The 24,903-nt window shown below is 56.4% G+C and carries 29 protein-coding genes; 28 read left to right on the top strand and 1 reads right to left on the bottom strand.

Annotated features, from left to right (window positions below):
- The first annotated feature begins 228 nt into the window (after positions 1 to 228).
- From rplJ to Q0835_RS13675, 5 genes are all read left to right on the top strand, one after another.
- Positions 229 to 747 carry a 50S ribosomal protein L10 gene (rplJ, locus tag Q0835_RS13695; RefSeq protein ID WP_298962010.1) on the top strand — a complete coding sequence of 173 codons (519 nt, stop codon included), beginning with the start codon at positions 229 to 231 and terminating at the stop codon, positions 745 to 747.
- Positions 748 to 805: 58 nt separating this feature from the next.
- Positions 806 to 1,186 carry a 50S ribosomal protein L7/L12 gene (gene rplL, locus Q0835_RS13690; protein ID WP_152501362.1) on the top strand — a complete coding sequence of 127 codons (381 nt, stop codon included), beginning with the start codon at positions 806 to 808 and terminating at the stop codon, positions 1,184 to 1,186.
- 272 nt (positions 1,187 to 1,458) lie between these two features.
- Positions 1,459 to 5,598, top strand: a complete 4,140-nt coding sequence (rpoB, locus tag Q0835_RS13685; protein WP_298962003.1) for a DNA-directed RNA polymerase subunit beta — start codon at positions 1,459 to 1,461, stop codon at positions 5,596 to 5,598.
- Positions 5,599 to 5,687: 89 nt separating this feature from the next.
- Complete coding sequence (gene rpoC / locus Q0835_RS13680) at positions 5,688 to 9,887, top strand: DNA-directed RNA polymerase subunit beta' (RefSeq protein WP_298961998.1); 4,200 nt, start codon at positions 5,688 to 5,690, stop codon at positions 9,885 to 9,887.
- Between the two features lie 76 nt (positions 9,888 to 9,963).
- Entirely contained in the window at positions 9,964 to 10,257 is a 294-nt protein-coding gene (locus Q0835_RS13675) for a regulator (RefSeq protein ID WP_298961995.1), read from the top strand.
- An 87-nt stretch (positions 10,258 to 10,344) separates the two neighbouring features.
- Here Q0835_RS13675 and Q0835_RS13670 read toward each other — a convergent pair whose 3' ends face one another.
- Positions 10,345 to 11,244 carry a LysR family transcriptional regulator gene (locus tag Q0835_RS13670; RefSeq protein ID WP_298961993.1) on the bottom strand — a complete coding sequence of 300 codons (900 nt, stop codon included), beginning with the start codon at positions 11,242 to 11,244 and terminating at the stop codon, positions 10,345 to 10,347.
- Between the two features lie 110 nt (positions 11,245 to 11,354).
- Between Q0835_RS13670 and Q0835_RS13665 the strand changes: the two genes are divergently transcribed.
- The 23 genes from Q0835_RS13665 to rplR all read left to right on the top strand — a co-directional run bounded on the left by Q0835_RS13665 (position 11,355) and on the right by rplR (position 24,866).
- Positions 11,355 to 11,864: a lactoylglutathione lyase family protein gene (locus tag Q0835_RS13665; RefSeq protein WP_298961989.1), complete on the top strand. Its 510-nt coding sequence runs from the start codon at positions 11,355 to 11,357 to the stop codon at positions 11,862 to 11,864.
- Between the two features lie 611 nt (positions 11,865 to 12,475).
- On the top strand, positions 12,476 to 12,847 hold the full coding sequence (gene rpsL, locus Q0835_RS13660; protein ID WP_006936459.1) for a 30S ribosomal protein S12: 372 nt from the start codon (positions 12,476 to 12,478) through the stop codon (positions 12,845 to 12,847).
- A gap of 12 nt (positions 12,848 to 12,859) precedes the next feature.
- Entirely contained in the window at positions 12,860 to 13,330 is a 471-nt protein-coding gene (rpsG, locus tag Q0835_RS13655; protein ID WP_006936458.1) for a 30S ribosomal protein S7, read from the top strand.
- Positions 13,331 to 13,355: 25 nt separating this feature from the next.
- A complete protein-coding gene (fusA, locus tag Q0835_RS13650) occupies positions 13,356 to 15,431 on the top strand; it encodes an elongation factor G (RefSeq protein ID WP_298961983.1) in 2,076 nt (691 codons plus the stop codon).
- A gap of 47 nt (positions 15,432 to 15,478) precedes the next feature.
- Entirely contained in the window at positions 15,479 to 16,669 is a 1,191-nt protein-coding gene (gene tuf, locus Q0835_RS13645) for an elongation factor Tu (RefSeq protein WP_298961980.1), read from the top strand.
- Between the two features lie 72 nt (positions 16,670 to 16,741).
- Positions 16,742 to 17,050: a 30S ribosomal protein S10 gene (rpsJ, locus tag Q0835_RS13640; protein WP_006936455.1), complete on the top strand. Its 309-nt coding sequence runs from the start codon at positions 16,742 to 16,744 to the stop codon at positions 17,048 to 17,050.
- Positions 17,051 to 17,073: 23 nt separating this feature from the next.
- The gene (gene rplC / locus Q0835_RS13635) at positions 17,074 to 17,784 is read left to right on the top strand and encodes a 50S ribosomal protein L3 (protein WP_298820193.1); all 711 of its coding nucleotides are present in this window, start codon (positions 17,074 to 17,076) and stop codon (positions 17,782 to 17,784) included.
- Entirely contained in the window at positions 17,784 to 18,404 is a 621-nt protein-coding gene (rplD, locus tag Q0835_RS13630) for a 50S ribosomal protein L4 (protein WP_298820195.1), read from the top strand. Before rplC ends, rplD begins: the two co-directional genes overlap by 1 nt.
- The gene (locus Q0835_RS13625; protein ID WP_298961977.1) at positions 18,401 to 18,694 is read left to right on the top strand and encodes a 50S ribosomal protein L23; all 294 of its coding nucleotides are present in this window, start codon (positions 18,401 to 18,403) and stop codon (positions 18,692 to 18,694) included. Before rplD ends, Q0835_RS13625 begins: the two co-directional genes overlap by 4 nt.
- 18 nt (positions 18,695 to 18,712) lie before the next feature.
- On the top strand, positions 18,713 to 19,546 hold the full coding sequence (rplB, locus tag Q0835_RS13620) for a 50S ribosomal protein L2 (protein ID WP_298820198.1): 834 nt from the start codon (positions 18,713 to 18,715) through the stop codon (positions 19,544 to 19,546).
- A gap of 12 nt (positions 19,547 to 19,558) precedes the next feature.
- Complete coding sequence (gene rpsS / locus Q0835_RS13615) at positions 19,559 to 19,837, top strand: 30S ribosomal protein S19 (RefSeq protein ID WP_022998243.1); 279 nt, start codon at positions 19,559 to 19,561, stop codon at positions 19,835 to 19,837.
- A 2-nt stretch (positions 19,838 to 19,839) separates the two neighbouring features.
- Positions 19,840 to 20,220, top strand: coding sequence for a 50S ribosomal protein L22 (gene rplV, locus Q0835_RS13610; protein ID WP_152501372.1), 381 nt, complete (start codon positions 19,840 to 19,842; stop codon positions 20,218 to 20,220).
- Positions 20,220 to 20,948 carry a 30S ribosomal protein S3 gene (gene rpsC, locus Q0835_RS13605; protein WP_298820202.1) on the top strand — a complete coding sequence of 243 codons (729 nt, stop codon included), beginning with the start codon at positions 20,220 to 20,222 and terminating at the stop codon, positions 20,946 to 20,948. Before rplV ends, rpsC begins: the two co-directional genes overlap by 1 nt.
- Before the next feature lie 47 nt (positions 20,949 to 20,995).
- Positions 20,996 to 21,409 carry a 50S ribosomal protein L16 gene (gene rplP / locus Q0835_RS13600; RefSeq protein ID WP_298820203.1) on the top strand — a complete coding sequence of 138 codons (414 nt, stop codon included), beginning with the start codon at positions 20,996 to 20,998 and terminating at the stop codon, positions 21,407 to 21,409.
- 21 nt (positions 21,410 to 21,430) lie between these two features.
- Positions 21,431 to 21,631, top strand: coding sequence for a 50S ribosomal protein L29 (rpmC, locus tag Q0835_RS13595; protein WP_152501374.1), 201 nt, complete (start codon positions 21,431 to 21,433; stop codon positions 21,629 to 21,631).
- A 10-nt stretch (positions 21,632 to 21,641) separates the two neighbouring features.
- The gene (rpsQ, locus tag Q0835_RS13590; RefSeq protein ID WP_298820206.1) at positions 21,642 to 21,872 is read left to right on the top strand and encodes a 30S ribosomal protein S17; all 231 of its coding nucleotides are present in this window, start codon (positions 21,642 to 21,644) and stop codon (positions 21,870 to 21,872) included.
- A gap of 70 nt (positions 21,873 to 21,942) precedes the next feature.
- Positions 21,943 to 22,311: a 50S ribosomal protein L14 gene (gene rplN, locus Q0835_RS13585; RefSeq protein ID WP_298820207.1), complete on the top strand. Its 369-nt coding sequence runs from the start codon at positions 21,943 to 21,945 to the stop codon at positions 22,309 to 22,311.
- Entirely contained in the window at positions 22,311 to 22,628 is a 318-nt protein-coding gene (gene rplX / locus Q0835_RS13580) for a 50S ribosomal protein L24 (RefSeq protein ID WP_298820209.1), read from the top strand. The genes rplN and rplX overlap by 1 nt, the downstream gene beginning before the upstream one ends.
- Positions 22,621 to 23,178 carry a 50S ribosomal protein L5 gene (gene rplE, locus Q0835_RS13575; RefSeq protein WP_298820211.1) on the top strand — a complete coding sequence of 186 codons (558 nt, stop codon included), beginning with the start codon at positions 22,621 to 22,623 and terminating at the stop codon, positions 23,176 to 23,178. Before rplX ends, rplE begins: the two co-directional genes overlap by 8 nt.
- A 21-nt stretch (positions 23,179 to 23,199) precedes the next feature.
- Positions 23,200 to 23,505, top strand: a complete 306-nt coding sequence (gene rpsN, locus Q0835_RS13570) for a 30S ribosomal protein S14 (protein ID WP_298820213.1) — start codon at positions 23,200 to 23,202, stop codon at positions 23,503 to 23,505.
- Positions 23,506 to 23,517: 12 nt separating this feature from the next.
- Positions 23,518 to 23,916, top strand: a complete 399-nt coding sequence (rpsH, locus tag Q0835_RS13565; protein ID WP_152501379.1) for a 30S ribosomal protein S8 — start codon at positions 23,518 to 23,520, stop codon at positions 23,914 to 23,916.
- Positions 23,917 to 23,957: 41 nt separating this feature from the next.
- Positions 23,958 to 24,491, top strand: coding sequence for a 50S ribosomal protein L6 (gene rplF / locus Q0835_RS13560; RefSeq protein ID WP_298820216.1), 534 nt, complete (start codon positions 23,958 to 23,960; stop codon positions 24,489 to 24,491).
- 12 nt (positions 24,492 to 24,503) lie between these two features.
- Positions 24,504 to 24,866 (top strand): 50S ribosomal protein L18, encoded by a 363-nt coding sequence (rplR, locus tag Q0835_RS13555; protein ID WP_152501381.1) that lies wholly within the window; start codon positions 24,504 to 24,506, stop codon positions 24,864 to 24,866.
- The last annotated feature ends 37 nt before the right edge of the window (positions 24,867 to 24,903 follow it).

Below are 24,903 nucleotides of genomic sequence, written 5' to 3'. Positions count from 1 at the left end.
AAAACCGGCTTAAGCAATTTGGCCTGCATAGATGGGTGAGAACCAAATTCCCCGCCGATCCGGCGGAAACTTGGTTCGAACCAGACCTTGCCGCGCGTTGTCATGGCGCACAGGTGAGGGGACAGGACCCTGAGCGCCGTTTGACTAGACGGTCCCGGGTTCGGGACCATCAAGCCGGGCGGCAAAGGTAAACCGGTGGCGAAACGCGCCACCAAATGGAGAAGGCAAGTGGAAAGAGCGGAAAAGCACGAGTTCGTGACATCTCTCAACGATGAGCTGGCAGACACCGGCGTCGTTGTTGTCGCGCACTATGCAGGTCTTTCGGTTGCCCAGATGACCGCATTGCGGGCGTCTGTGCGTGCAGCCGGCGGCTCTGTCAAAGTCGCAAAAAACCGCCTTGTGAAACTCGCCCTCAAAGGCACGGACCTTGAGCACATCTCCGACCTGTTTCAGGGCCCTACCGTTCTCGTTTATTCCGAGGACCCGGTAGCCGCACCGAAAGCAGCCGTCGATTTCGCCAAGGCAAACGATAAGTTTGCAATTCTTGGCGGTGCTCTTGGCACGACCAATCTGAACCCGGAAGGGGTCAAATCACTGGCAACCATGCCGTCGCTCGATGAGCTGCGCGCGAAACTGGTTGGCATGATCCAGACACCTGCATCCCGGATCGCCCAGGTTGTTAACGCACCGGCCGGGCAGCTTGCCCGCGTCTTCAATGCGTATGCCACGAAGGACGAGGCCGCATAAGGCGACCAACACACTGTCTCATGAAACCAACACTGGTTCGAATTTAAGGTACTGAAAAATGGCTGATCTTGAAAAGCTCGTTGAAGAACTGTCCACACTGACCGTCATGGAAGCTGCTGAACTTTCCAAGCTTCTGGAAGAAAAGTGGGGCGTTTCTGCTGCTGCTCCGGTTGCAGTTGCTGCTGCTGCCGGTGGTGCTGCTGATGCAGGTGCTGCTGCTGAAGAGAAAACCGAATTTGACGTTGTTCTGGCTTCTGCTGGCGACAAGAAAATCAACGTCATCAAAGAAGTCCGTGCCATCACCGGCCTGGGTCTGAAGGAAGCTAAGGAACTCGTTGAGTCCGCTCCGAAGGCTGTCAAGGAAGGCGTTGCCAAGGACGAAGCTGAAGAGCTGAAGAAAAAGCTGGAAGAAGCTGGCGCTTCTGTCGAGCTGAAGTAATAAAGGCTATTGCCTTTCGCGGTTCCGGGTTTTCCCGGAACCGTTTCTTGCCCCGGCGGGTCTAACCCGGTTCCGGGGCGAACGTCCCACTAGGGCCTGCTGTGTTCAAATGAGCGTGGCAAAGCTCTAGACCCCTACGACTGATCGGCTTGTCTGGCTTGAGGCAAGTGGATCTCAAAAGGGGCGACGGTTTTCCGAAGCGCCCGGGCAGCTGCCCGATTGGATAAGGGGCGTTTCGGGAAGCCGTTACCCGGTCCATATGAGGAGCGACAATGACCCAAACGTTCAACGGTCGCAAAAAGGTCCGTAAATACTTCGGATCGATCCGCGATGTCGCGGCTATGCCCAATCTCATCGAGGTTCAAAAAGCGTCTTATGACCAGTTCCTGCAGGTCGACGAGATGCCTGGCGGTGGCCGCAAGATTGAAGGCCTTGAAGCGGTCTTCCAGTCCGTATTTCCAATCTCCGATTTTGCCGGCACCTCACTGCTGGAATTTGTTTCCTTCGAGTTTGAAGCTCCCAAATACGACGTTGACGAATGCCGTCAGCGCGACATGACCTTCGCGGCACCGCTGAAGGTTACGCTGCGCCTCATCGTATTCGACGTTGATGAAGATACCGGTGCAAAGTCAGTCAAAGACATCAAGGAACAGGATGTCTACATGGGCGATATGCCGTTCATGACCGACAACGGCACCTTTATTGTCAACGGCACAGAACGTGTGATCGTGTCCCAGATGCACCGGTCTCCGGGCGTCTTCTTCGATCACGACAAAGGCAAGACCCATTCCTCCGGCAAGTTGTTGTTTGCTGCGCGCGTGATCCCTTATCGCGGTTCCTGGCTCGACATCGAGTTCGACGCCAAGGACATTGTCCATGCGCGTATCGACCGCCGCCGCAAGATCCCGGTCACCTCGCTGCTGATGGCGCTCGGCCTTGACGGCGAAGAGATCCTGAACACCTTTTACAATCGGGTCGATTACACCCGTCAGAAGGATGGTTCCTGGCGTATGCCTTTTGACGGTAACCGTCTGAAAGGCACCAAGGCATCTTACGACCTGATCGACGCAGATAGCGGCGAAGTGGTTGTCGAAGGCGGCCGCAAGATCACTGCCCGCACGATCCGTCAGCTTGCTGAAAAGGGTGTCACCGCTCTTAAGGTGACTGACGAAGATCTGCACGCTCAGTATCTTGCCGAAGACATTGTCGATGGCCAGTCCGGCGAGATCTACGCCGAAGCTGGCGACGAAATCACCGGCAAGTTGCTGGAAGAACTCGTGGAGCGCGGCTACCACGAGCTGACGATGCTCGACATCGACCACGTCAACACCGGCCCATATATCCGCAACACATTGGCAGTCGACAAGAACGAGTCCCGCGAGGATGCGCTGTTCGACATCTACCGTGTGATGCGTCCGGGTGAACCGCCCACCATCGACACCGCAGAAGCGATGTTCCAATCGCTCTTCTTCGATGATGAGCGCTACGATCTGTCCGCAGTCGGCCGTGTGAAGATGAACATGCGTCTTGACGTGGAGTGCGAAGACACGGTTCGGGTTCTGCGCAAGGAAGACATTCTGGAAGTTATCCGCGTGCTTCTGGAGCTGCGTGACGGCAAGGGTGATATCGACGATATCGACAACCTTGGAAACCGTCGTGTCCGCTCCGTTGGCGAACTGATGGAAAACCAGTACCGTGTCGGTCTTCTGCGCATGGAGCGTGCCATCAAGGAGCGCATGAGCTCAGTCGAAATCGACACAGTCATGCCGCAGGACCTGATCAACGCGAAACCAGCCGCCGCTGCTGTACGTGAATTCTTCGGCTCTTCGCAGCTGTCGCAGTTCATGGACCAGACCAATCCGCTGTCGGAAGTCACCCACAAGCGCCGTTTGTCGGCACTTGGACCGGGCGGCCTGACCCGTGAGCGTGCCGGCTTCGAAGTCCGTGACGTTCACCCGACGCATTACGGACGTATCTGCCCGATCGAAACGCCGGAAGGCCCGAACATCGGTCTGATCAACTCGTTGGCGACCTTCGCACGTGTCAACAAGTACGGCTTCATCGAAAGCCCGTACCGTAAAGTGAAAGACGGTATCGTTTCCAACGACGTTGTCTATCTGTCGGCCATGGAAGAAGCCAAACACTACGTGGCGCAGTCCAATGCCGTGATGGACGACGAGGGCCGTTTCATTGAAGAGCTGATCACCTGCCGTCACGCCGGTGAAAACATGATGGTTCCGTCCGACAAGGTCGACCTCATGGACGTCTCGCCCAAGCAGCTGGTCTCCGTGGCCGCGGCGCTGATCCCGTTCCTTGAGAACGATGACGCCAACCGTGCTCTTATGGGCTCGAACATGCAACGTCAGGCCGTGCCGCTTGTACGGGCGGAAGCCCCGTTTGTCGGTACCGGCATGGAGCCGATTGTGGCCCGGGATTCCGGCGCTGCCATCGGCGCACGCCGTGCAGGTGTCGTCGACCAGGTCGACGCAACGCGTATCGTTATCCGGGCAACCGAAGACCTCGATCCCGGTAAATCCGGTGTCGACATCTACCGGCTGCAGAAGTTCCAGCGTTCCAATCAGAACACCTGCATCAACCAGCGTCCGCTGGTCCGTGTCGGTGATCGGGTGCACAAGAGTGACATCATCGCTGACGGTCCTTCGACGGACCTCGGTGATCTGGCGCTCGGCCGGAACGTGCTTGTCGCGTTCATGCCCTGGAACGGCTACAACTTCGAGGATTCCATTCTTCTTTCCGAGCGCATCGTTTCCGACGATGTTTTCACCTCCATCCACCTCGAGGAATTCGAAGTGATGGCGCGCGATACCAAGCTTGGGCCGGAAGAAATCACGCGCGATATCCCGAATGTTTCGGAAGAAGCGCTGAAGAACCTCGATGAGGCTGGCATCGTTTACATCGGTGCCGAGCTGAACCCTGGTGACATCCTCGTCGGCAAGATCACACCGAAGGGCGAAAGCCCGATGACGCCGGAAGAAAAGCTTCTGCGCGCCATCTTCGGTGAAAAGGCTTCGGACGTTCGCGATACTTCTCTTCGTCTGCCGCCGGGTGTGTCCGGTACGGTCGTCGAAGTTCGTGTTTTCAATCGCCACGGCGTTGAAAAAGACGAACGTGCGATGGCGATCGAGCGTGAAGAAATCGAACGTCTCGCGAAGGACCGTGACGACGAACAGGCTATTCTCGACCGTAACGTCTATGGCCGTTTGGCAGAAATGCTGATGGACAAGTCCGCTGTTGCCGGACCGAAAGGCTTCCGGAAGGACGGCGTTCTGACTGGGGATGTTCTCAACGACTTCCCGCGTTCGCAGTGGTGGCAGTTCGCCACTGACGACGAGAAGTTCATGTCGGAGATCGAAGCTCTGCGTGGTCAGTATGACGACAGCCGCAAGCGTCTCGAGCAGCGTTTCATCGACAAGGTCGAGAAACTGCAGCGTGGTGACGAACTGCCGCCAGGCGTCATGAAGATGGTCAAAGTCTTCGTTGCCGTTAAGCGCAAGCTTCAGCCGGGCGACAAAATGGCCGGCCGTCACGGCAACAAGGGCGTGGTCTCCAAGATCAACCCGTGTGAAGACATGCCGTTCCTGGAAGACGGTACGCATGTCGACATCGTGTTGAACCCGCTTGGCGTGCCGTCGCGCATGAACGTCGGTCAGATCCTGGAAACCCACATGGGCTGGGCCTGCCGTGGTATGGGTCTTCGCATCGGCGAGATGTACGATGAGTACCGCAAGACTGGTGAGATCGAGAACCTGCGTGGCAAGGTGATCGAGATCTATGGCGACAACCTCAAGGGCGATGACGTCAAGGAATTCGATGACGATGGCATCGTGCGCCTTGCGAATCAGCTTAAGAAGGGTGTTCCGATTGCGACGCCGGTCTTTGATGGTGCACGTGAGCCGGATGTTGTCGATGCGCTGAACATAGCGGGCTACAAGCAGTCCGGTCAGTCAACCCTTTATGATGGCCGGACCGGAGAAGAGTTCGATCGTCAGGTTACCGTGGGCTACATCTACATGTTGAAGCTCCATCACCTGGTCGACGACAAGATCCACGCCCGTTCGATTGGTCCATACTCGCTCGTTACCCAGCAGCCGTTGGGTGGTAAGGCGCAGTTTGGTGGCCAGCGCTTCGGGGAAATGGAGGTCTGGGCGCTTGAAGCTTATGGTGCGGCCTACACGCTGCAGGAAATGCTCACCGTCAAGTCGGATGACGTGGCCGGCCGGACGAAGGTCTACGAGGCCATCGTACGCGGCGACGACACATTCGAGGCGGGTATTCCAGAAAGCTTCAACGTGCTTGTGAAGGAAATGCGGTCCCTGGGTCTCAACGTTGAACTTCAGCGTAACGATGTACCTGCGATCGCCGAGGACGAAGCTGCGGACGCCGCAGAGTAACCCCGGCAACGGACCCCAATTGACTCATGCCGGTGACGGGGAGAGGCGAGTGACCCTCTACCCCGGCCGTGCATCGAAGGAGACGGACCATGAATCATGAGGTCATGAACCTGTTCAACCAGCAGGCTCCCACACAGACCTTTGACAATATCCGGATTTCGCTCGCGAGCCCGGAAAAGATCTTGTCTTGGTCCTTCGGCGAAATCAAAAAGCCGGAGACGATCAACTACCGTACGTTCAAGCCTGAACGCGACGGTTTGTTCTGCGCGCGTATTTTTGGCCCGATCAAGGACTACGAATGTCTTTGCGGCAAATATAAGCGTATGAAATACAAAGGCGTTATCTGTGAGAAATGTGGTGTTGAAGTCACCCTTTCCCGCGTTCGCCGTGAGCGTATGGGCCACATTGAGCTGGCAGCGCCGGTTGCTCATATCTGGTTCCTGAAGTCCCTGCCGAGCCGCATCGGTCTTCTGCTTGATATGACGTTGAAGGATCTGGAACGTGTTCTCTATTTTGAGAACTATGTCGTTCTGGAGCCGGGCCTGACGCCGCTCAAGCAGCATCAGCTTCTGTCTGAAGAAGACTTCATCGCCGCTCAGGACGAGTATGGCGAAGACGCATTCACAGCGATGATCGGCGCAGAAGCGATCCGTGAGATCCTGATGAGCATGGATCTGGAGCGCGAGAGCGAGAAGCTTCGCCAGGAAATCGCGGAAGCGACAACTGAACTGAAGCCGAAGAAGCTGGCCAAGCGGTTGAAGGTCATTGAAGCATTCATGGAATCGGGCAACCGTCCCGAGTGGATGATCATGACCGTTGTTCCGGTGATCCCGCCGGATCTGCGCCCGCTGGTACCGCTGGATGGCGGCCGGTTCGCGACTTCGGATCTCAACGATCTGTATCGCCGGGTGATCAACCGTAACAATCGTCTGCGCCGCCTGATGGAATTGCGTGCACCGGATATCATCATCCGGAACGAAAAGCGCATGCTGCAGGAATCTGTAGACGCCCTGTTCGACAATGGCCGTCGTGGCCGTGTGATCACCGGTGCCAACAAGCGTCCCTTGAAGTCGCTGTCCGATATGCTGAAAGGCAAGCAGGGCCGCTTCCGTCAAAACCTGCTTGGTAAGCGCGTTGACTATTCCGGCCGTTCGGTCATCACCGTTGGTCCGGAACTGAAGCTGCATCAATGTGGCTTGCCGAAGAAGATGGCGCTTGAGCTGTTCAAGCCGTTCATCTATTCGCGCCTCGATGCAAAAGGCTTCTCCTCGACGGTCAAGCAAGCCAAGAAACTGGTTGAGAAGGAGCGCCCGGAAGTCTGGGACATCCTCGACGAGGTCATTCGTGAGCACCCGGTTCTCCTGAACCGCGCGCCGACGCTGCACCGACTTGGTATCCAGGCCTTCGAACCAACGCTGATTGAAGGCAAGGCTATCCAGCTGCACCCGCTTGTCTGTTCCGCGTTCAATGCCGACTTCGATGGCGATCAGATGGCCGTTCACGTGCCGTTGTCGCTCGAAGCTCAGTTGGAAGCACGGACGCTGATGATGTCCACGAACAACATTCTGCACCCGGCAAATGGTGGCCCGATCATCGTGCCGTCCCAGGATATTGTTCTGGGTCTCTACTATCTGTCGATCATGGCAGAAGGTGAGCCGGGCGAGGGCATGGCCTTCGGCGACATCGGCGAAATCCATCATGCGCTGGCCAACAACGTCATCACGTTGCATTCCAAGATCAAGGGCCGTTTCAAGTCCATTGATGAGGATGGCAATCCGACGTCGGGAATCTTTGAAACGACACCTGGCCGGATGCTTGTTGCGGAATTGCTGCCAAAGCACCACGAAGTGCCGTTCGATGCCTGTAACAAGCTGATGACGAAGAAAGACATCTCCAAGATGATCGACACGGTTTACCGTGCTTGCGGTCAGAAGGAGACGGTTATCTTCTGTGACCGCATCATGGAGCTTGGCTTCAAAAACGCATGTAATGCCGGCATTTCGTTTGGCATGGACGACATGGTCATCCCGGACACCAAGCAGAAGCTGGTGGCCGAGACGTCATCGCTCGCGACCGAGTATGAGCAGCAGTACAATGACGGCCTGATCACTCAGGGCGAGAAGTACAACAAGGTTGTTGATGCCTGGGCGAAGTGTACCGACAAGATTGCTGATGAAATGATGGCCCGTATTAAGGCCGTTCAGATCGATGAGGAATCTGGTCGCCAGGAACCAATGAACTCGGTTTACATGATGTCGCACTCTGGTGCACGTGGCTCACCCCAGCAGATGAAACAGCTGGCCGGCATGCGTGGCCTTATGGCCAAGCCGGACGGGTCCATCATCGAGAACCCGATCATTTCGAACTTCAAGGAAGGTTTGTCGGTTCTGGAGTACTTCAACTCCACCCACGGTGCCCGTAAGGGTCTCGCCGACACGGCCTTGAAGACTGCGAACTCCGGTTACCTGACACGTCGTCTCGTGGATGTTGCCCAGGATTCCATTATTCTTGAACAGGATTGTGGTTCTGAACGTGGCATCACCGTTGCGCCGATCGTGGATGCCGGCAACGTCATCGCTTCTCTTGGCATGCGTGTTCTTGGCCGTACGACGGCAGAAGACGTCGTCAACAGCCAGACAGGTGAAGTTCTGGTGGCAAAGGGCGCGCTGATCGACGAAAAAGACGTTGAAGCAATCGAGGCTGCCAAGGTGCAGCAGGTGAAGATCCGCTCGGTTTTGACCTGTGAAACCGAAACAGGCGTTTGCGCGACCTGTTACGGACGTGACCTGGCACGTGGTACTCCGGTGAACATGGGTGAGGCTGTTGGCGTTATCGCTGCGCAGTCCATCGGTGAGCCTGGCACTCAGCTGACCATGCGTACTTTCCACATCGGTGGGACCGCACAGGTCGTTGACAGCTCGTTCATCGAATCCAATGTCGACGGCACGATCAAGATCCGGAACCGTTCGGTCAACCGGGACTCTGAAGGCAACTTGATTGCCATGGTTCGTAACATGTCCATCGTTGTTATCGACAGCGACGACAACGAACGGGCCGTGCATCGTGTGGCTTACGGTTCCAAACTTCATGTCGATGATGGCGACAAGGTCAAGCGCGGTCAGCGGATTGCCGAATGGGATCCGTACACCCGTCCGATGCTTGCCGAAGTTGACGGCGTCGTTGATGTTGAAGATCTGGTTGACGGTGCTTCCATTCAGGAAACCGCTGACGAGGCAACCGGTATCACCAAACGTATCGTCATTGACTGGCGTTCGTCTCAGCGTGGCGCCGACCTGAAGCCTGCGATCGTGATCAAGGACGACAAGGGTGCGGTTTCCAAAACCGACCGTGGTTCCGATGCGCGGTTGATGCTTTCGGTGGATGCGGTTCTGTCCGTTCAGCCGGGTGCAACCGTCAAGGCTGGTGACGTTCTGGCTCGTATTCCGCTGGAAAGCGCGAAGACCAAGGACATTACCGGTGGTCTGCCGCGTGTTGCGGAATTGTTCGAGGCTCGCCGTCCGAAGGATCACGCTATCATCGCTGAGATCGATGGCACGATCCGTTTCGGTCGCGACTACAAGAACAAGCGCCGCATCATCATCGAGCCGGCTGAAGAGGGTGTTGATCCGGTCGAATACCTCATTCCGAAAGGCAAGCACTTCCATCTGCAGGAAGGCGACGCCATTGAAAAGGGTGAGTACATTCTGGACGGCAACCCGGCGCCGCACGACATTCTGGCCGTCAAGGGCGTGGAAGCACTTGCTGCATACCTCGTCAATGAGATCCAAGAAGTCTACCGGTTGCAGGGTGTGACGATCAACGACAAGCACATCGAAGTTATTGTTCGTCAGATGCTTCAGAAGATCGAGATCACCGATGCAGGTGATACCGAATTCTTCTCTGGTGAGCAGGTTGACAAGCTCGACTTCGAGGAAGCGAACCGCAAGGCAATCGACGAAGCAAGGGAACCTGCAAAAGGGGCCCCGGTGTTGCTCGGCATCACCAAGGCTTCGCTGCAGACACGTTCGTTCTTCTCTGCCGCCTCCTTCCAGGAGACGACCCGCGTCCTTACCGACGCTGCAGTCAACGGCAAGACCGATCCGCTGGTTGGTCTGAAGGAAAACGTGATCGTGGGACGCCTCATACCGGCCGGTACCGGCGGGGTGATGAAGCGGATCCGCAAGATTGCGACACATCGCGACGACCTGATCCAGGAAGCTCAGCGCCAGCAGTCATCGGACAGCGCAGCAGAAGGCCTCTTGGAAGACATGACCGGGGCGGCCGAATAACCGGAGCTCCCATGACAATTCGAAAGGCCGCCTCCGGGCGGCCTTTCTTGTATCAGGACACAGGTGGAAGCTAGCAATGAATGACAATGAAGTTGAAATGGATCCGGTCGTCTACATCGTCATTGGCCGGGTATGGGAAAATGAAGAAGCGTTGCCGGAGGATGCAATTACCATCCACGCGATGCTCACTGCTCCCGACGATGACGACGCTGTAAGACGAACACTTGAGTCCCTGTCTTCCCAGGGATTTGCGGAAGCTGAGCTGGAACAGATTGGCGTGATGGACGGCGAGCCGGACGATCCTGTCTATGAAGGCGCTTATCAGGACGCCCTTGCTGGCAATGTCGCGATTGTTACGTTTAACCAATAGAATCCGGAATTGGAGTTTCCGGTCACGCCACCGGGAAGTCTTAAAGACGGGAGCATTCGAATTCTGCCTGGTCTCGATGAAAGCAGTTCAGTCGGGCAATTGAAGTGGCTGGGCAACCTCGCGAACGGCATCTTTGATTCTTTGCATTCGCGCAGGCATCCGGCGATCGGAAAGCTGGGCCAGCCAGAGTTCCTGAAAAATCGGATTTTCCAGTTCGGCAACTGAAAGCCGGTCCCGGAACTCGGATGCTTCGACGCCGCTCCTCGGCAGTATCGTGAACCCCTTGCCTGCAGCAACCGCCAAGGGGATCTGCCCGATCTGGTTGACATACCCGCGAAGTTCGAGGTGGTCGGAGCCGTGAAAGCCGGCCTTGAAATTGCGTGAGAGAAGCCGGTCGGCATAATCGAAGCCATCCGGGTGCGCGATGAAGCCCAGGTCCTGCAGTTGTTCGAAGTCGGGCAGGGATGCCGGCAAGCTGCTTGGTACAACAAGACACAGTTCCTCATGCCCGATCTGAACTGCACTCAGACGCGGATTGACCGGTTTGTGATCCAGTATCGCGATATCGAGCTGTTTTTCGAGAAGGGCAGTGACGAGCTGTCTTTGCGGCGCTGATTCAAGGTGAATGGACAAATCTGGCGCCCTGTTCATTTCCTTGATCAACCGCGGGTAAAGCAGCAGCGCGAAGCTGCCTGAACAACCGATTGCGCATTTGCCTGCATCCTCTCGGTCCAGCGCGATGGTCTCCAGCAAATTTCGTTCTTCCGTTCTGCGGGCAAGGCCCACTTTCAGAACGGCTTCGCCCGCGTCTGTTAGCAGAAAGGACTTGACGGGTCTGGAAACGAGCGGCTGGCCCACCTGTTCTTCCAGTTTTCTGACGTGTTGGGAGACGCCCGGCTGCGTCATATTCAGGCGGGCTGCGGTCTTGGTGAAACTCTGCGTCCTGCAAAGCGTCGTGAATGTTTCAAGCCAGTGCGCGTTCAGCATGCGCGCAGTATCGCATAACAGAATATTATTCGAAAAATGAAAAATGATAATTTTTCCAAGATGACCTGTGAGGCCTAGATACGCGGTAGTGAACTTCAAGGAGAACCGTCATGTCCACTTACCCGCGTTCCTTTTCCCATATCGGGTTGTCTGTTCCCGATTTGAACAAGGCAATCACGTTCTATACCAAGGTGATGGGGTTCTATCTCATTATGCCCGCGACTGCGGTCGTTGAAGACAACAGTGCCATCGGGAGGATGTGCACAGACGTCTTGGGAACAGGGTGGAAGAAGCTCAGGATCGCGCACCTGGCAACGTCGGATCGCATCGGAATCGAATTGTTCGAGTTCGAAGGCAATTATGCTCCGGACAACAACCTTGACTACCGTCGGCACGGTGTCTTCCACTTCTGTGTCCAAGATCCCGATGTGGAAAAACTGACGGAGCGGATCGTCGCGGCTGGCGGGAAACAGAGAATGCCCATTCGAGAGTATTTCCCAGGCGAAAAACCCTATCGAATGGTCTATGTCGAAGATCCGTTCGGGAACGTTTTTGAGATCTACAGCCACAGCTATGAACTGACCTATTCGTCTGGTGCCTATCAGGAAGCAGCAATCTGACACAGGCTTGCGCCGCATGAAGGCTCTGATCGGGACTCACTTCTTCAGAATGTCGTTCCGCGACTCGCCTGTGGTCTGTTCCGGTCATCTTGAAGTGTTCCGGCGCGGTTTCCGCGTGATTTGAATGCTGCAGGATGCGTCGAACTCGACTGGCTGGTGAGCTTGGAGAGCACGGCACGCAATTAAATTACAAAAGCAGCAAATCTCCTTTCGCGATCTGACTTCATGTCCCTGAAAACAGACGGAAAATTCAGATTGCGGTTTGGTAACCCGCGCGATCGCGGTTTTTTCGACAAAGCACTTGACGCAATGGGTGCATATGAGTAGTTTCCGCGCATCCCAAGGGCAGGCGGTAAGAGTGAACCGTCCAGCGCTAACCAAGGCGCAGGACACAATCCTTTTAAACGCTGCCGGGTTACATAGGCGAATACGCGTCGATTGCATGACCGCAAGGCAACTTGTGGTCCTCTGGTTTTTCGCAGCGCCGGCCGCTCAGTTTTGAGCGCGCTGGTGCAATTCTGCATGGCTAACGGTTTGCGCCGGTTGCCCGCAGGGCTGCGAAAACTGCAATTGCTAAAGAATTTTTGGATGGACAAGGTAAAGGGCAAAGAATGCCGACCATCAACCAGTTGATCCGCAAGCCGCGGAAAGATCCGCCGAAGCGGAACAAGGTGCCGGCCATGGAGGCCTGCCCTCAGAAGCGTGGTGTTTGCACCCGCGTTTACACGACGACGCCGAAGAAGCCGAACTCGGCTCTTCGTAAGGTGGCCAAGATCCGCCTGACCAACGGCTTCGAAGTCATTGGCTACATCCCGGGTGAAGGTCACAACCTTCAAGAGCACTCGGTGGTGATGATCCGTGGCGGCCGTGTGAAGGATTTGCCGGGCGTTCGCTATCACATCATCCGTGGTGTGCTCGATACGCAGGGCGTCAAGGATCGTAAGCAGCGTCGTTCGAAATACGGCGCCAAGCGGCCGAAGTAAGGAGCACATCAGATGTCCCGTCGTCACCGCGCAGAAAAACGCGAAATCAACCCGGATCCGAAATTCGGGGATACCGTCGTCACCAAATTCATGAACTCCATCATGTATGACGGCAAAAAGTCCACTGCAGAACGCATCGTTTACGGCGCGTTTGATGTGGTTGAGAACAAGACCCGTGAGAACCCGATTGAAGTGTTCCATGCTGCTCTTGAGAACGTCATGCCGCAAGTAGAAGTGCGCTCCCGCCGTGTTGGTGGAGCGACCTATCAGGTTCCGGTTGAAGTTCGTACCGACCGCCGCCAGGCTCTGGCTATTCGCTGGTTGATCACTGCAGCACGCAACCGCAACGAAACCACGATGGTTGATCGTCTTTCCGGCGAGTTGCTCGATGCTGCAAACAACCGTGGTACCGCAGTTAAGAAGCGTGAAGACACGCACCGGATGGCTGATGCCAACCGCGCGTTCTCGCACTATCGCTGGTAATTTGTGACTTCGAAGGGCTGACGCTATGTCGCGCACGCATAAAATCGAGGACTACCGCAACTTCGGCATCATGGCTCACATCGATGCCGGAAAGACCACGACTACTGAGCGGATCCTCTACTACACAGGTAAGAGCCATAAGATCGGCGAAGTTCATGATGGTGCTGCCACCATGGACTGGATGGAGCAGGAGCAGGAGCGTGGCATCACGATCACGTCTGCTGCAACCACTGCATTCTGGAACGAAAAGCGCCTGAACATCATCGACACCCCAGGGCACGTTGACTTCACCATTGAAGTTGAGCGTTCCTTGCGTGTTCTTGACGGTGCTGTCGCCCTTCTTGATGCAAATGCTGGCGTCGAGCCGCAAACCGAGACTGTCTGGCGCCAGGCTGACAAGTACAACGTTCCGCGGATGATCTTCGTCAACAAGATGGACAAGCTCGGTGCTGATTTCGACCGCTGTGTCGAAATGATCAAAAAGCGCCTCGGATGCACGCCGCTTGTGATGCAGCTCCCGGTTGGCGCTGAAAGCGAATTCGCGGGTGTTATCGATCTTCTGGAGATGAAGGCACTCATCTGGCAGTCCGAAAACCTCGGCGCTGCATGGGATGTTGTCGACATTCCGGCGGACCTGGCTGACCGCGCCCAAGAGGCACGCGATGCTCTGGTTGAGACCGTTGTCGAGATCGAAGAAGAAGCCATGGAAGCTTATCTGGAAGGTGAAGAGCCCTCCATCGATAAGATCAAAGAGCTTATTCGCAAAGGCACGATCAGCAACGAATTCGTTCCGGTATTCTGCGGTTCAGCCTTCAAGAACAAAGGCGTTCAGCCGCTTCTCGATGCTGTTGTCGATTTTCTCCCGAGCCCGGTGGAAGTACCTGCCATTAAAGGTGTCGATCCGAAAAACGAGGAAGAAGTCGAGCGCAAGTCTTCTGACGAAGAGCCGCTTGGTCTGCTGGCGTTCAAGATTGCAAACGATCCGTTTGTCGGTTCCTTGACTTTCTGCCGCATCTACTCCGGCGTTCTGAACAAGGGCGTTTCACTGCTTAACACGGTGAAGGACAAGCGCGAGCGCGTCGGCCGTATGATGCAGATGCACTCCAATTCCCGTGACGACATCGATGTAGCTTATGCAGGCGACATCGTGGCGATTGCAGGTTTGAAGGACACCACGACAGGCGACACACTTTGTGATCCGCTGAAGCCGGTGATCCTGGAACGCATGGAATTTCCTGAGCCGGTCATCGAGATCGCAGTTGAGCCGAAAACCAAAGGCGACCAGGAGAAAATGGGCCTTGCCCTGAACCGCCTGGCAGCTGAAGACCCGTCCTTCCGCGTCAAGACTGACGAAGAATCCGGTCAGACAATCATCGCCGGCATGGGCGAATTGCACCTGGACATCATCGTTGATCGCATGAAGCGCGAATTCAAGGTTGAGGCCAACATCGGTGCACCTCAGGTTGCTTACCGTGAAACCATCACCAAACAGGCTGACGTGGATTACACCCACAAGAAACAGTCTGGTGGTTCAGGCCAGTTCGCTCGCATCAAGCTCACCATTGAGCCGTCCGAGCCGAATGAAGGTTATGTCTTCGAGAGCTCCGTTGTCGGCGGTAACGTTCCCAAGGAATACATCCCGGGTGTTACCAAAGGTATTGAGAGCGTGATGTCTTCCGGTCCGCTGGCAGGCTTCCCGATGCTCGACATCAAGGCAACCCTCACCGACGGTGCATACCACGACGTTGACTCCTCTGTACTCGCTTTCGAAATCGCCGGCCGTGCCGGTTTCCGCGAAGCGATCCAGAAGGCCGGCCCGAAACTTCTCGAGCCGATCATGAAAGTCGAGGTTGTCACCCCGGAAGACTACATGGGTGATGTGATTGGTGACCTGAACTCCCGCCGCGGTCAGATCGCGGGTACGGAGAACCGGGGCGTTGTCACGGTCATCACCGCAATGGTTCCGCTGGCCAACATGTTTGGCTACGTGAACAACTTGCGTTCCATGTCTCAAGGCCGCGCTCAATACTCGATGGTGTTCGATCACTACGAGCAGGTGCCGCAGGCTGTCGCCGAAGAGGTTCAGGCGAAATACGCCTGATCCCAGCCTCTTAACGTCAAGAAGAAATAGAGAAACGGAGTAATCCGATGGCGAAGGAAAAATTTGAGCGCAACAAGCCGCACGTTAACATTGGCACGATTGGCCATGTTGACCACGGCAAGACGACGCTGACCGCTGCGATCACCATGACGCTTGCAGAAGCAGGTGGCGCAGAAGCAAAAGCTTATGACGAGATTGACGGTGCCCCTGAAGAAAAGGCGCGCGGTATTACGATCTCCACGGCTCACGTTGAGTATGAGACGGAAGCCCGTCACTACGCTCACGTTGACTGCCCTGGTCACGCCGACTACGTGAAGAACATGATCACCGGCGCTGCTCAGATGGACGGCGGGATCCTGGTTGTGTCTTCCGCAGACGGCCCGATGCCGCAGACCCGTGAGCACATCCTGCTTGCGCGTCAGGTTGGCGTTCCGGCTCTTGTTGTTTTCATGAACAAGGTTGACCAGGTCGACGACGAAGAGCTTCTTGAGCTTGTCGAGATGGAAATCCGTGAGCTTCTGTCTTCCTACGAGTTCCCGGGCGACGACATTCCGATCGTCAAGGGTTCTGCTCTTGCAGCTGTTGAGAACCGTGATGCGGCGATTGGCCGTGATGCGATCCGCGAGCTGATGAACCAGGTTGACGAATACATCCCGACGCCTGAGCGTCCGAAGGATCAGCCGTTCCTGATGCCGATCGAAGACGTGTTCTCGATCTCCGGCCGCGGTACTGTTGTGACCGGTCGTGTTGAGCGCGGTGTGATCAATGTGGGTGAAGAAGTCGAGATTGTCGGCATCAAGGACACCACCAAGACCACGGTTACCGGCGTTGAAATGTTCCGCAAGCTGCTGGACAGCGGTGAAGCAGGCGACAACATCGGTGCTCTGATCCGCGGTGTTGCCCGTGAAGACGTTGAGCGTGGCCAGGTTCTTTGCAAGCCGGGTTCAGTTACCCCGCACACGAAGTTCAAGGCAGAAGCCTACATCCTGACGAAGGAAGAGGGTGGCCGTCATACGCCGTTCTTCACCAACTACCGTCCCCAGTTCTACTTCCGTACGACTGATGTGACCGGTGTTGTTTCCCTTCCTGAAGGCACTGAAATGGTTATGCCTGGCGACAACGTTTCCGTTGACGTTGAGCTGATCGTGCCGATCGCCATGGAAGAAGGCCTGCGCTTCGCGATCCGCGAAGGTGGCCGTACCGTCGGCGCCGGCGTCGTCGCATCAATTACTGAATAATCGACAGCCGGGCCTGCCGGTGCATCAAATCGAAACGCGGGCAGGCCCGCAGTCTTATTGGGAACAATAACAATGAACGGTCAGAATATCCGGATCCGCCTCAAGGCGTTTGACCACCGTATTCTGGACGCCTCCACTAAGGAGATCGTCAATACGGCCAAGCGGACCGGTGCTCAGGTACGGGGTCCCGTACCGCTGCCGACGCGGATCGAGAAGTACACAGTGCTTCGCGGACCGCACATCGATAAGAAAAGCCGCGATCAGTTCGAGATGCGTACACACAAGCGCTTGCTCGATATCGTTGATCCGACGCCCCAGACGGTGGACGCGCTGATGAAGCTCGACCTTGCCGCTGGTGTCGACGTCGAGATCAAGCTTTAAGCCGGGTCGAAGGGGACACATCCATGCGTTCTGGAGTGATCGCTCAGAAAGTGGGCATGACCCGCATCTATAATGATGCAGGCGAGCATGTTCCGGTCACGGTTTTGCGGCTGGAAAACTGCCAGGTGGTTGCCCACCGTACTGAAGAAAAGAATGGTTACACTGCGCTGCAACTTGGCGCCGGTACCCGCAAAGTCAAAAACACGCCGAAGGCTCTGCGCGGTCATTTTGCCGTCGCAAAAGTCGAGCCGAAGCGGACTGTGGCTGAATTCCGCGTTTCCGCGGACAACATGATCGACGTCGGCGCTGAGCTGACCGCAGACCATTATGTTGAAGGCCAGTTCGTTGATGTGACGGGCACTTCCATCGGTAAAGGTTTTGCCGGTGCGATGAAGCGTCACAACTTCGGTGGTGGCCGTGCAACACACGGTAACTCGATCTCGCACCGCTCACACGGTTCTACCGGTCAGTGTCAGGATCCGGGCCGCGTGTTCAAGGGCAAGAAAATGGCCGGTCACATGGGTGATGCCCGCGTGACCACGCAAAACCTGAAGGTTGTGCGCACTGATGTTGAGCGTGGCTTGATCATGGTCGAGGGTTCTGTTCCGGGCGCCAAGGGCGGCTGGATCCAGGTCCGCGACGCGGTCAAAAAGGCGCTGCCGGAAAATGTTCCGGTTCCGGGTGCTTTCAAGGCAACCGAAGCGACTGAAGCTGCCGGGAAGGAGAGTGAGTGATGGAACTCCAGGTCAAGACCCTCGCAGGTGGGGCGGCCGGTTCGATCACGGTGTCTGACGAGATCTTCGGTCTCGAGCCGCGCACCGATTTGATCCACCGTGTGGTGCGTTGGCAGCTGGCAAAGCGCCAGGCCGGCACCCACCAAACGCTGCAGCGCGCAGATATTTCTGGCACGACGAAGAAATTCGTTCGCCAGAAAGGTTCCGGCGGTGCCCGTCACGGCAACAAGAAAGCTCCGCAGTTCCGCGGTGGTGGCAAGGCGTTCGGTCCGAACGTTCGCGATCATAGCCATGATTTGCCGAAAAAGGTACGTGCGCTCGGTTTGAAGCATGCCCTGTCGGCAAAAGCCAAAACTGAGAGCATTGTCGTTGTCGAGGATGCCAAGGCAGCCGAGGCAAAAACCAAGGCCCTGAAAGACCAGCTGAGCAAGCTTGGTCTGACGAGTGCTCTGGTTATTGACGGCGCTGAAATCGACAACAACTTCGCACTGGCCTCACGCAACATTCCTCATGTGGATGTGCTGCCGGTTCAGGGCATCAACGTATATGACATCCTGCGGGCCAACACTCTCGTGTTGACCAAGGCCGCGGTGTCCGCACTTGAGGAGCGCTTCAAATGAGCAATCTTCCTCACTACGACAAGATCGTCGGCCCGGTAATCACCGAAAAGTCGACGATGGCTTCTGAAGAGAACAAGGTTGTCTTCAAAGTTGCTAACGATGCAACGAAGCCGGAAATCAAGGCCGCAGTCGAAGCGCTGTTCGGTGTCAAGGTCACGGCAGTGAACACTCTCGTCCGCAAGGGCAAGTTCAAACGCTTCCGCGGACGTCTTGGCCGTCAGTCTGACTTCAAGAAGGCCGTCGTTACGCTGCAGGAAGGTCACGCAATCGACGTGACCACCGGGCTCTAAGACGGGGACTTAAGAAAAATGGCACTTAAGACATTCAACCCGACGTCCCCAGGTCGCCGTCAGCTTGTTCAGGTTGACCGCTCTGGTCTGTACAAAGGCAAGCCGGTCAAGACTTTGACCGAGGGCCTGTCCAAGAAGGGTGGTCGTAACAACACCGGTCGCCTGACGTCGCCGAACCGTGGTGGCGGTCACAAGCGGTCCTACCGTCTTGTGGACTTCAAGCGCCGCAAGTGGGACGTACCGGCAACGGTTGAGCGCCTGGAATACGATCCGAACCGGACCGCATTCATCGCGCTGATCCGTTATGAAGACGGTGAGTTGAGCTACATCCTGGCGCCTCAGCGTCTGGCCGTTGGCGACACTGTTTCCGCTGGCGAAAACGTCGACGTCAAGCCGGGCAACGCAGCGCCGCTGTCGCGCATTCCGGTCGGTACGATCGTACACAACATCGAACTGAAGCCGGGCAAAGGTGCCCAGATCGCTCGCTCTGCCGGTGCGTTCGTTCAGATCGTTGGCCGTGACCAAGGCTACACAACGTTGCGCCTGATGTCAGGCGAGCAGCGCCGTGTGCTCGGTACATGCATGGCTTCGATTGGCGCGGTGTCCAACCCGGACCACGCCAACGTAAACCTCGGCAAGGCAGGCCGTTCCCGCTGGCTTGGTATTCGCCCGCATACGCGTGGTGTTGCCATGAACCCGATCGACCACCCGCACGGTGGTGGTGAAGGCCGGACCTCAGGCGGTCGTCATCCGGTTACCCCTTGGGGTAAACCGACCAAAGGTAAGCGCACCCGGCGTAATAAGCAGACTGATAAGTTTATCGTCCGCAGCCGTCACGCGCGTAAGAAGTAAAGGACAAGGATCGTGGCACGTTCGATCTGGAAAGGTCCGTTTGTCGACGGGTATCTGCTGAAGAAAGCTGACAAGGTTCGCGAGTCCGGCCGGAACGAGGTCATCAAGACCTGGAGCCGCCGCTCAACGATCCTGCCGCAATTCGTCGGTTTGACCTTCGGCGTCTACAACGGTCAAAAGCACGTTCCGGTGCTGGTGTCTGAAGAGATGATTGGTCACAAGTTCGGTGAATTTTCTCCGAGCCGGACCTACTACGGACACGGCGCCGACAAGAAGGCGAAGAGGAAGTAACGATGGGCAAGCCGAAGCGTGAGCGGACGCTCGCTGACAACGAGGCTCGGGCAATGACCCGCATGCTGCGCATCTCACCGCGCAAGCTTAACCTCGTTGCGGCTGCTATCCGCGGCAAAAAGGTCGGCTCCGCCATTGCGGATCTGACATTCTCCCGCAAGCGCATCGCGCAGGACGTCAAGAAGACCCTGATGTCTGCCGTTGCAAACGCGGAAAACAATCATGACCTGGATATCGACAACCTGGTGGTTGCCGAGGCTCATGTTGGCAAGGCTTTTGTCATCAAGCGCTTCCAGGCCCGTGCACGCGGACGCGTCGGCCGGATCGAGAAGCCTTTCTCGAACCTGACCATCGTTGTGCGCGAAGTTGAGGAGACTGCCTGATGGGACATAAAGTAAATCCGATCGGCATGCGCCTTGGGATCAACCGCACCTGGGACTCCCGCTGGTTCGCTAATAAAAACGAATATGGCGATCTTCTTCATGAAGATTTCCGCATCCGTGAGTTCCTGTTGAAGGAACTTAAGCAGGCAGCTGTTTCCAAAGTGGTTATCGAGCGCCCGCATAAAAAATGCCGTGTTTCCATTCACTCCGGTCGTCCGGGTGTGGTCATCGGTAAAAAGGGTGCTGATATCGAGCGTCTTCGCAAGAAGATTGCCGACATCACCAATTCGGAAGTGCACATCAACATTGTTGAAGTTCGCAAGCCGGAAATCGATGCGACCCTTGTTGCCGCTTCGATCGCTCAGCAGCTGGAACGCCGTGTTGCCTTCCGCCGCGCCATGAAGCGGGCCGTTCAGTCCGCCATGCGTCTTGGCGCCCAGGGCATCCGGATCAACTGCGGTGGTCGTCTCGGTGGCGCAGAAATCGCTCGTATCGAATGGTACCGTGAAGGCCGCGTGCCGCTCCACACTCTGCGTGCAGACATCGACTACGGTGTTGCCAGTGCACACACGGCTTATGGCGTGTGCGGTGTGAAGGTCTGGATCTTCAAGGGTGAAATTCTGGAACACGATCCAATGGCGTCGGAACGCCGTGCGAGCGCTGCGTCAGAAGGAAACCAGGGTGATCGCGGCGGACGCCGGGATCGGGGCCGCGAGCGCGCAGCTTAATTCAAGCTGCCTGCCGCTCGTAAGACAAGAAAGACGAGAGAAGAACGATGCTGCAACCGAAGCGCACAAAGTTCCGCAAGCAGCACAAAGGCCGCATTCACGGCTTGTCGAAGGGAGGCACCGACCTCAACTTCGGCGCATTCGGTCTGAAGGCTTTGGAGCCAGAGCGTGTTACTGCACGTCAGATCGAAGCGGCCCGTCGTGCTATGACCCGCCACATGAAACGTGCGGGTCGTGTTTGGATCCGTATTTTCCCGGACGTTCCGGTTTCTTCGAAGCCTGCTGAAGTCCGCATGGGCAAGGGTAAGGGTTCTCCGGATTACTGGGCTTGCCGCGTCAAGCCGGGCCGGATCATGTTTGAAGTTGATGGTGTGTCGGAAGACATTGCGCGTGAAGCGATGCGTCTTGCTGCTGCCAAACTGCCGATCAAATGCCGGTTCGTTCAGCGTATCGGCGAGTAAGGCAGTCGAGGAGTTAATGCCATGAAGGCGACCGAAGTACGGGCAAAAACCGTTGATGAGCTCCGCACGGAACTCGAAGGTCTGAAGAAAGAGCAGTTCAACCTGCGTTTTCAGAAGGCAACGGGTCAGCTCGAAAACACTGCGCGTGTCCGGCAGATCCGCCGGGACATCGCGCGTATCCAGACGATCATGCGCGAAAAGCGTGTGACGGCGAACGCGTAAGGAGACGGCAATGCCGAAGCGTATCCTGCAGGGCACCGTTGTCAGCGACGCCAATGACAAGACGGTGACGGTGAATGTGGAGCGTCGCTTCACACACCCACTGCTGAAAAAGACTGTGCGCCGGACCAAAAAGTACCGCGCACACGATGAAGGCAACCAATACAAGGTTGGCGACTCTGTTCAGATCGAAGAGTGCGCGCCGATCTCGAAAAACAAACGTTGGACTGTGGTCGCTCAGTGACCACGCTCCGATCAAGTGAGCATCAGGCGCCCGTCATTCGAGCGCCAATAGAAGAACAAGGCAGCCAGTCATGATTCAGATGCAAACAAACCTCGACGTCGCCGACAATTCCGGCGCGCGTCGTGTCATGTGCATCAAAGTGCTCGGCGGCTCCAAGCGTAAATATGCCCAGGTCGGCGACATTATCGTTGTCTCCGTCAAAGAGGCTATTCCGCGGGGGCGCGTCAAAAAGGGCGACGTGATGAAGGCTGTCGTCGTGCGCACGGCAAAGGATATCCGCCGTCCCGATGGCAGCGTGATCCGGTTCGACCGCAATGCGGCCGTGCTGATCAACAACAATAAGGAGCCGGTCGGCACCCGTATCTTTGGTCCGGTGCCGCGCGAACTCCGTGCAAAAAACCATATGAAAATCATTTCGCTCGCGCCGGAGGTGCTCTGATGGCTGCGAAAATTAAAAAAGGCGACACGGTGGTCGTACTGACCGGCCGTGACAAGGGTAAGTCCGGCGAAGTCATCAAGATGCTTCTCGCCGATAACAAGGCCCTGGTCCGTGGCATCAACATGGTTCGCCGCCACCAGAAGCAGACCCAGACCCAGGAAGCTGGCATCGTTGCTAAGGAAGCACCGATTCATCTTTCCAACGTCTCCCTGGTTGATCCGAAGGACGGCAAGGCGACACGTGTCGGCTTCAAAGTGCAGGACGATGGCACCAAGGTTCGTGTGGCCAAGCGTTCGGGAGACCTGATCGATGGCTGAGTCCACTAATGTGCCGCGTCTCCGGACGCATTACGAAGAAGTCGTGCGCAAGCAGCTTCTTGAAAAGTTTCAGTACCAGAACGTTATGCAGGTACCGAAACTGGAAAAAATCGTCCTGAACATCGGTGTCGGTGAGGCAGTTGGCGATTCCAAGAAAGCGCGCATCGCAGCAGAAGACCTGGCAGCAATTGCCGGTCAGAAGCCGGTCATTACCAAGGCAAAGAAATCCATCGCGACTTTCAAAGTGCGTGAAGGCATGCCGCTTGGTTCCAAGGTGACCCTGCGCCGCCAGCAGATGTACGAGTTCATGGACCGTCTGATCACCATCGCGCTTCCGCGCGTTCGTGACTTCCGTGGTCTGAACCCGAAGAGCTTCGACGGTCGCGGAAACTATGCCATGGGCATCAAAGAGCACATCGTGTTCCCGGAAATCGAGTACGACAAGGTCGACCAGATTTGGGGCATGGACGTGATCGTTTGCACGACCGCATCGACGGATGACGAGGCGCGCGAGCTTCTGCGCGCGTTCAACTTCCCGTTCACGAAGTAACGGGCAAGGAAGGGAACGACGATGGCGAAGAAAAGCGCAATCGAGAAAAACAAGCGCCGCGAGAAGCTTGTCAAGAAATACGCTGAGAAGCGCACCGCTCTGAAAGCAATGGCTAAAGATGATAGCCTGTCTCTGGAAGAGCGTTACAACGCCCGCCTGAAGCTGGCAAAACTGCCGCGGAACTCCGCGCCGAACCGCGTTCGCAACCGTTGCGAAGTGTCCGGCCGTCCGCGCGGTTTTTACCGCAAGCTGAAGATGTCGCGTATTGCGCTTCGTGAACTGGGTTCCCTGGGTAAGATCCCGGGCCTGGTCAAGTCGAGCTGGTAAGGAGAAACTCCGATGGCAATTTCTGATCCGTTGGGGGATATGCTGACCCGCATCCGTAACGCGCAATTGCGCCGCAAGAGCAAGGTCAGCTCACCAAAATCCAAATTGCGTGCACACGTACTTGATGTGCTTGCAAAAGAGGGTTACATCCGTGGCTACACATCGGTTGACTACGAGGGCGGCAAGTCCGAGTTGGAAATCGAACTGAAGTATTTCGACGGTGAACCGGTTATCCGCACGATTGAACGTGTGTCCAAACCGGGCCGCCGTGTGTACTCCTCGGTGAAAAACATCCCGCATGTCTCTAATGGGCTGGGCGTGTCGATTATTTCGACTCCGCGCGGTGTCATGAGCGACCATCAGGCGCGGGAAGAAAACGTAGGTGGTGAGGTTCTTTGTCGCGTCTTCTGATGCGGCATCCTCATTGTTAAAACAACGACAAGGTTGGTCACATGTCTCGTATTGGCAAAAAGCCAGTCCCCGTGCCAAGCGGGGTAACGGCATCGATCGACGGTCAGATGGTTACGATCAAGGGCCCGAAAGGCGAAAAGTCTTTTGTGCTCAATGATCTTGTTCTGGCCGAAATGACAGATGACGGGATCAAAATCGATCCGCGTAACAACACCAAGCCGGCTCGCTCCATGTGGGGTATGAGCCGTACCATGGTGTCGAACCTGATTACCGGTGTAACCGATGGTTTCAAAAAGGACCTCGCGATTACCGGTGTCGGTTACCGTGCACAGGTTCAGGGTCAAAACCTTCAGCTGGCGCTCGGTTTCTCGCATGACGTCGTCTATCCGATCCCGGAAGGCATCGATATCAAATGCCCGAAACCGACGGAAATCAACATCACCGGAACCGACAAACAGCGTGTCGGCCAGGTGGCTGCTGAAATCCGTGAATTCCGCCCGCCGGAGCCTTACAAAGGCAAAGGCGTACGTTATGCAGACGAGTTCATCGTCCGCAAAGAAGGCAAGAAGAAGTAACGGACCTGGATCATGGCGAACAGCAAACAAGCTTTCGAGCGCCGCCGCGATCGCGTGCGTCGTTCGATCAGGAAAGCCGCCGGCGGACGTCCGCGCCTTTCTATCTTCCGCTCGTCGAAGCAGATCTACGCCCAGATCATTGACGACGCGAAGGGGCATACAATTGCCTCTGCATCAACGATCGAAACAGATCTCAAGGGCAGCCTGAAAACGGGCGCCGATGTCGCAGCAGCTGCTGCCGTCGGCAAGCTTGTGGCCGAGCGCGCAGTCGCCGCCGGCATCAAGCAGGTCGTGTTCGACCGAGGTGGGTACATGTATCATGGGCGTGTCAAAGCGCTTGCCGATGCGGCCCGCGAAGGTGGACTTGAATTCTGACCAGCGCCCGTTGGCGCTCTTAAGAACGGAAGACGTA

Source organism: uncultured Roseibium sp., from assembly GCF_947499295.1.
GTDB lineage: Bacteria > Pseudomonadota > Alphaproteobacteria > Rhizobiales > Stappiaceae > Roseibium.
The sequence above is the reverse complement of the archived record's forward strand: the minus strand, read 5'-3'. Positions and strand labels throughout refer to the sequence as shown.

What these genes read in the sequence shown, in the direction of transcription:
- rplL (WP_152501362.1), top strand. Translation starts at nt 806, where the DNA reads ATGGCTGATCTTGAAAAGCTCGTTGAAGAACTGTCCACACTGACCGTC.
- rpoB (WP_298962003.1), top strand. Translation starts at nt 1,459, where the DNA reads ATGACCCAAACGTTCAACGGTCGCAAAAAGGTCCGTAAATACTTCGGA.
- rpoC (WP_298961998.1), top strand. Translation starts at nt 5,688, where the DNA reads ATGAATCATGAGGTCATGAACCTGTTCAACCAGCAGGCTCCCACACAG.
- Q0835_RS13675 (WP_298961995.1), top strand. Translation starts at nt 9,964, where the DNA reads ATGAATGACAATGAAGTTGAAATGGATCCGGTCGTCTACATCGTCATT.
- Q0835_RS13670 (WP_298961993.1), bottom strand. Translation starts at nt 11,244, where the DNA reads ATGCTGAACGCGCACTGGCTTGAAACATTCACGACGCTTTGCAGGACG.
- Q0835_RS13665 (WP_298961989.1), top strand. Translation starts at nt 11,355, where the DNA reads ATGTCCACTTACCCGCGTTCCTTTTCCCATATCGGGTTGTCTGTTCCC.
- rpsL (WP_006936459.1), top strand. Translation starts at nt 12,476, where the DNA reads ATGCCGACCATCAACCAGTTGATCCGCAAGCCGCGGAAAGATCCGCCG.
- rpsG (WP_006936458.1), top strand. Translation starts at nt 12,860, where the DNA reads ATGTCCCGTCGTCACCGCGCAGAAAAACGCGAAATCAACCCGGATCCG.
- fusA (WP_298961983.1), top strand. Translation starts at nt 13,356, where the DNA reads ATGTCGCGCACGCATAAAATCGAGGACTACCGCAACTTCGGCATCATG.
- tuf (WP_298961980.1), top strand. Translation starts at nt 15,479, where the DNA reads ATGGCGAAGGAAAAATTTGAGCGCAACAAGCCGCACGTTAACATTGGC.
- rpsJ (WP_006936455.1), top strand. Translation starts at nt 16,742, where the DNA reads ATGAACGGTCAGAATATCCGGATCCGCCTCAAGGCGTTTGACCACCGT.
- rplC (WP_298820193.1), top strand. Translation starts at nt 17,074, where the DNA reads ATGCGTTCTGGAGTGATCGCTCAGAAAGTGGGCATGACCCGCATCTAT.
- rplD (WP_298820195.1), top strand. Translation starts at nt 17,784, where the DNA reads ATGGAACTCCAGGTCAAGACCCTCGCAGGTGGGGCGGCCGGTTCGATC.
- Q0835_RS13625 (WP_298961977.1), top strand. Translation starts at nt 18,401, where the DNA reads ATGAGCAATCTTCCTCACTACGACAAGATCGTCGGCCCGGTAATCACC.
- rplB (WP_298820198.1), top strand. Translation starts at nt 18,713, where the DNA reads ATGGCACTTAAGACATTCAACCCGACGTCCCCAGGTCGCCGTCAGCTT.
- rplV (WP_152501372.1), top strand. Translation starts at nt 19,840, where the DNA reads ATGGGCAAGCCGAAGCGTGAGCGGACGCTCGCTGACAACGAGGCTCGG.
- rpsC (WP_298820202.1), top strand. Translation starts at nt 20,220, where the DNA reads ATGGGACATAAAGTAAATCCGATCGGCATGCGCCTTGGGATCAACCGC.
- rplP (WP_298820203.1), top strand. Translation starts at nt 20,996, where the DNA reads ATGCTGCAACCGAAGCGCACAAAGTTCCGCAAGCAGCACAAAGGCCGC.
- rpmC (WP_152501374.1), top strand. Translation starts at nt 21,431, where the DNA reads ATGAAGGCGACCGAAGTACGGGCAAAAACCGTTGATGAGCTCCGCACG.
- rpsQ (WP_298820206.1), top strand. Translation starts at nt 21,642, where the DNA reads ATGCCGAAGCGTATCCTGCAGGGCACCGTTGTCAGCGACGCCAATGAC.
- rplN (WP_298820207.1), top strand. Translation starts at nt 21,943, where the DNA reads ATGATTCAGATGCAAACAAACCTCGACGTCGCCGACAATTCCGGCGCG.
- rplX (WP_298820209.1), top strand. Translation starts at nt 22,311, where the DNA reads ATGGCTGCGAAAATTAAAAAAGGCGACACGGTGGTCGTACTGACCGGC.
- rplE (WP_298820211.1), top strand. Translation starts at nt 22,621, where the DNA reads ATGGCTGAGTCCACTAATGTGCCGCGTCTCCGGACGCATTACGAAGAA.
- rpsN (WP_298820213.1), top strand. Translation starts at nt 23,200, where the DNA reads ATGGCGAAGAAAAGCGCAATCGAGAAAAACAAGCGCCGCGAGAAGCTT.
- rpsH (WP_152501379.1), top strand. Translation starts at nt 23,518, where the DNA reads ATGGCAATTTCTGATCCGTTGGGGGATATGCTGACCCGCATCCGTAAC.
- rplF (WP_298820216.1), top strand. Translation starts at nt 23,958, where the DNA reads ATGTCTCGTATTGGCAAAAAGCCAGTCCCCGTGCCAAGCGGGGTAACG.
- rplR (WP_152501381.1), top strand. Translation starts at nt 24,504, where the DNA reads ATGGCGAACAGCAAACAAGCTTTCGAGCGCCGCCGCGATCGCGTGCGT.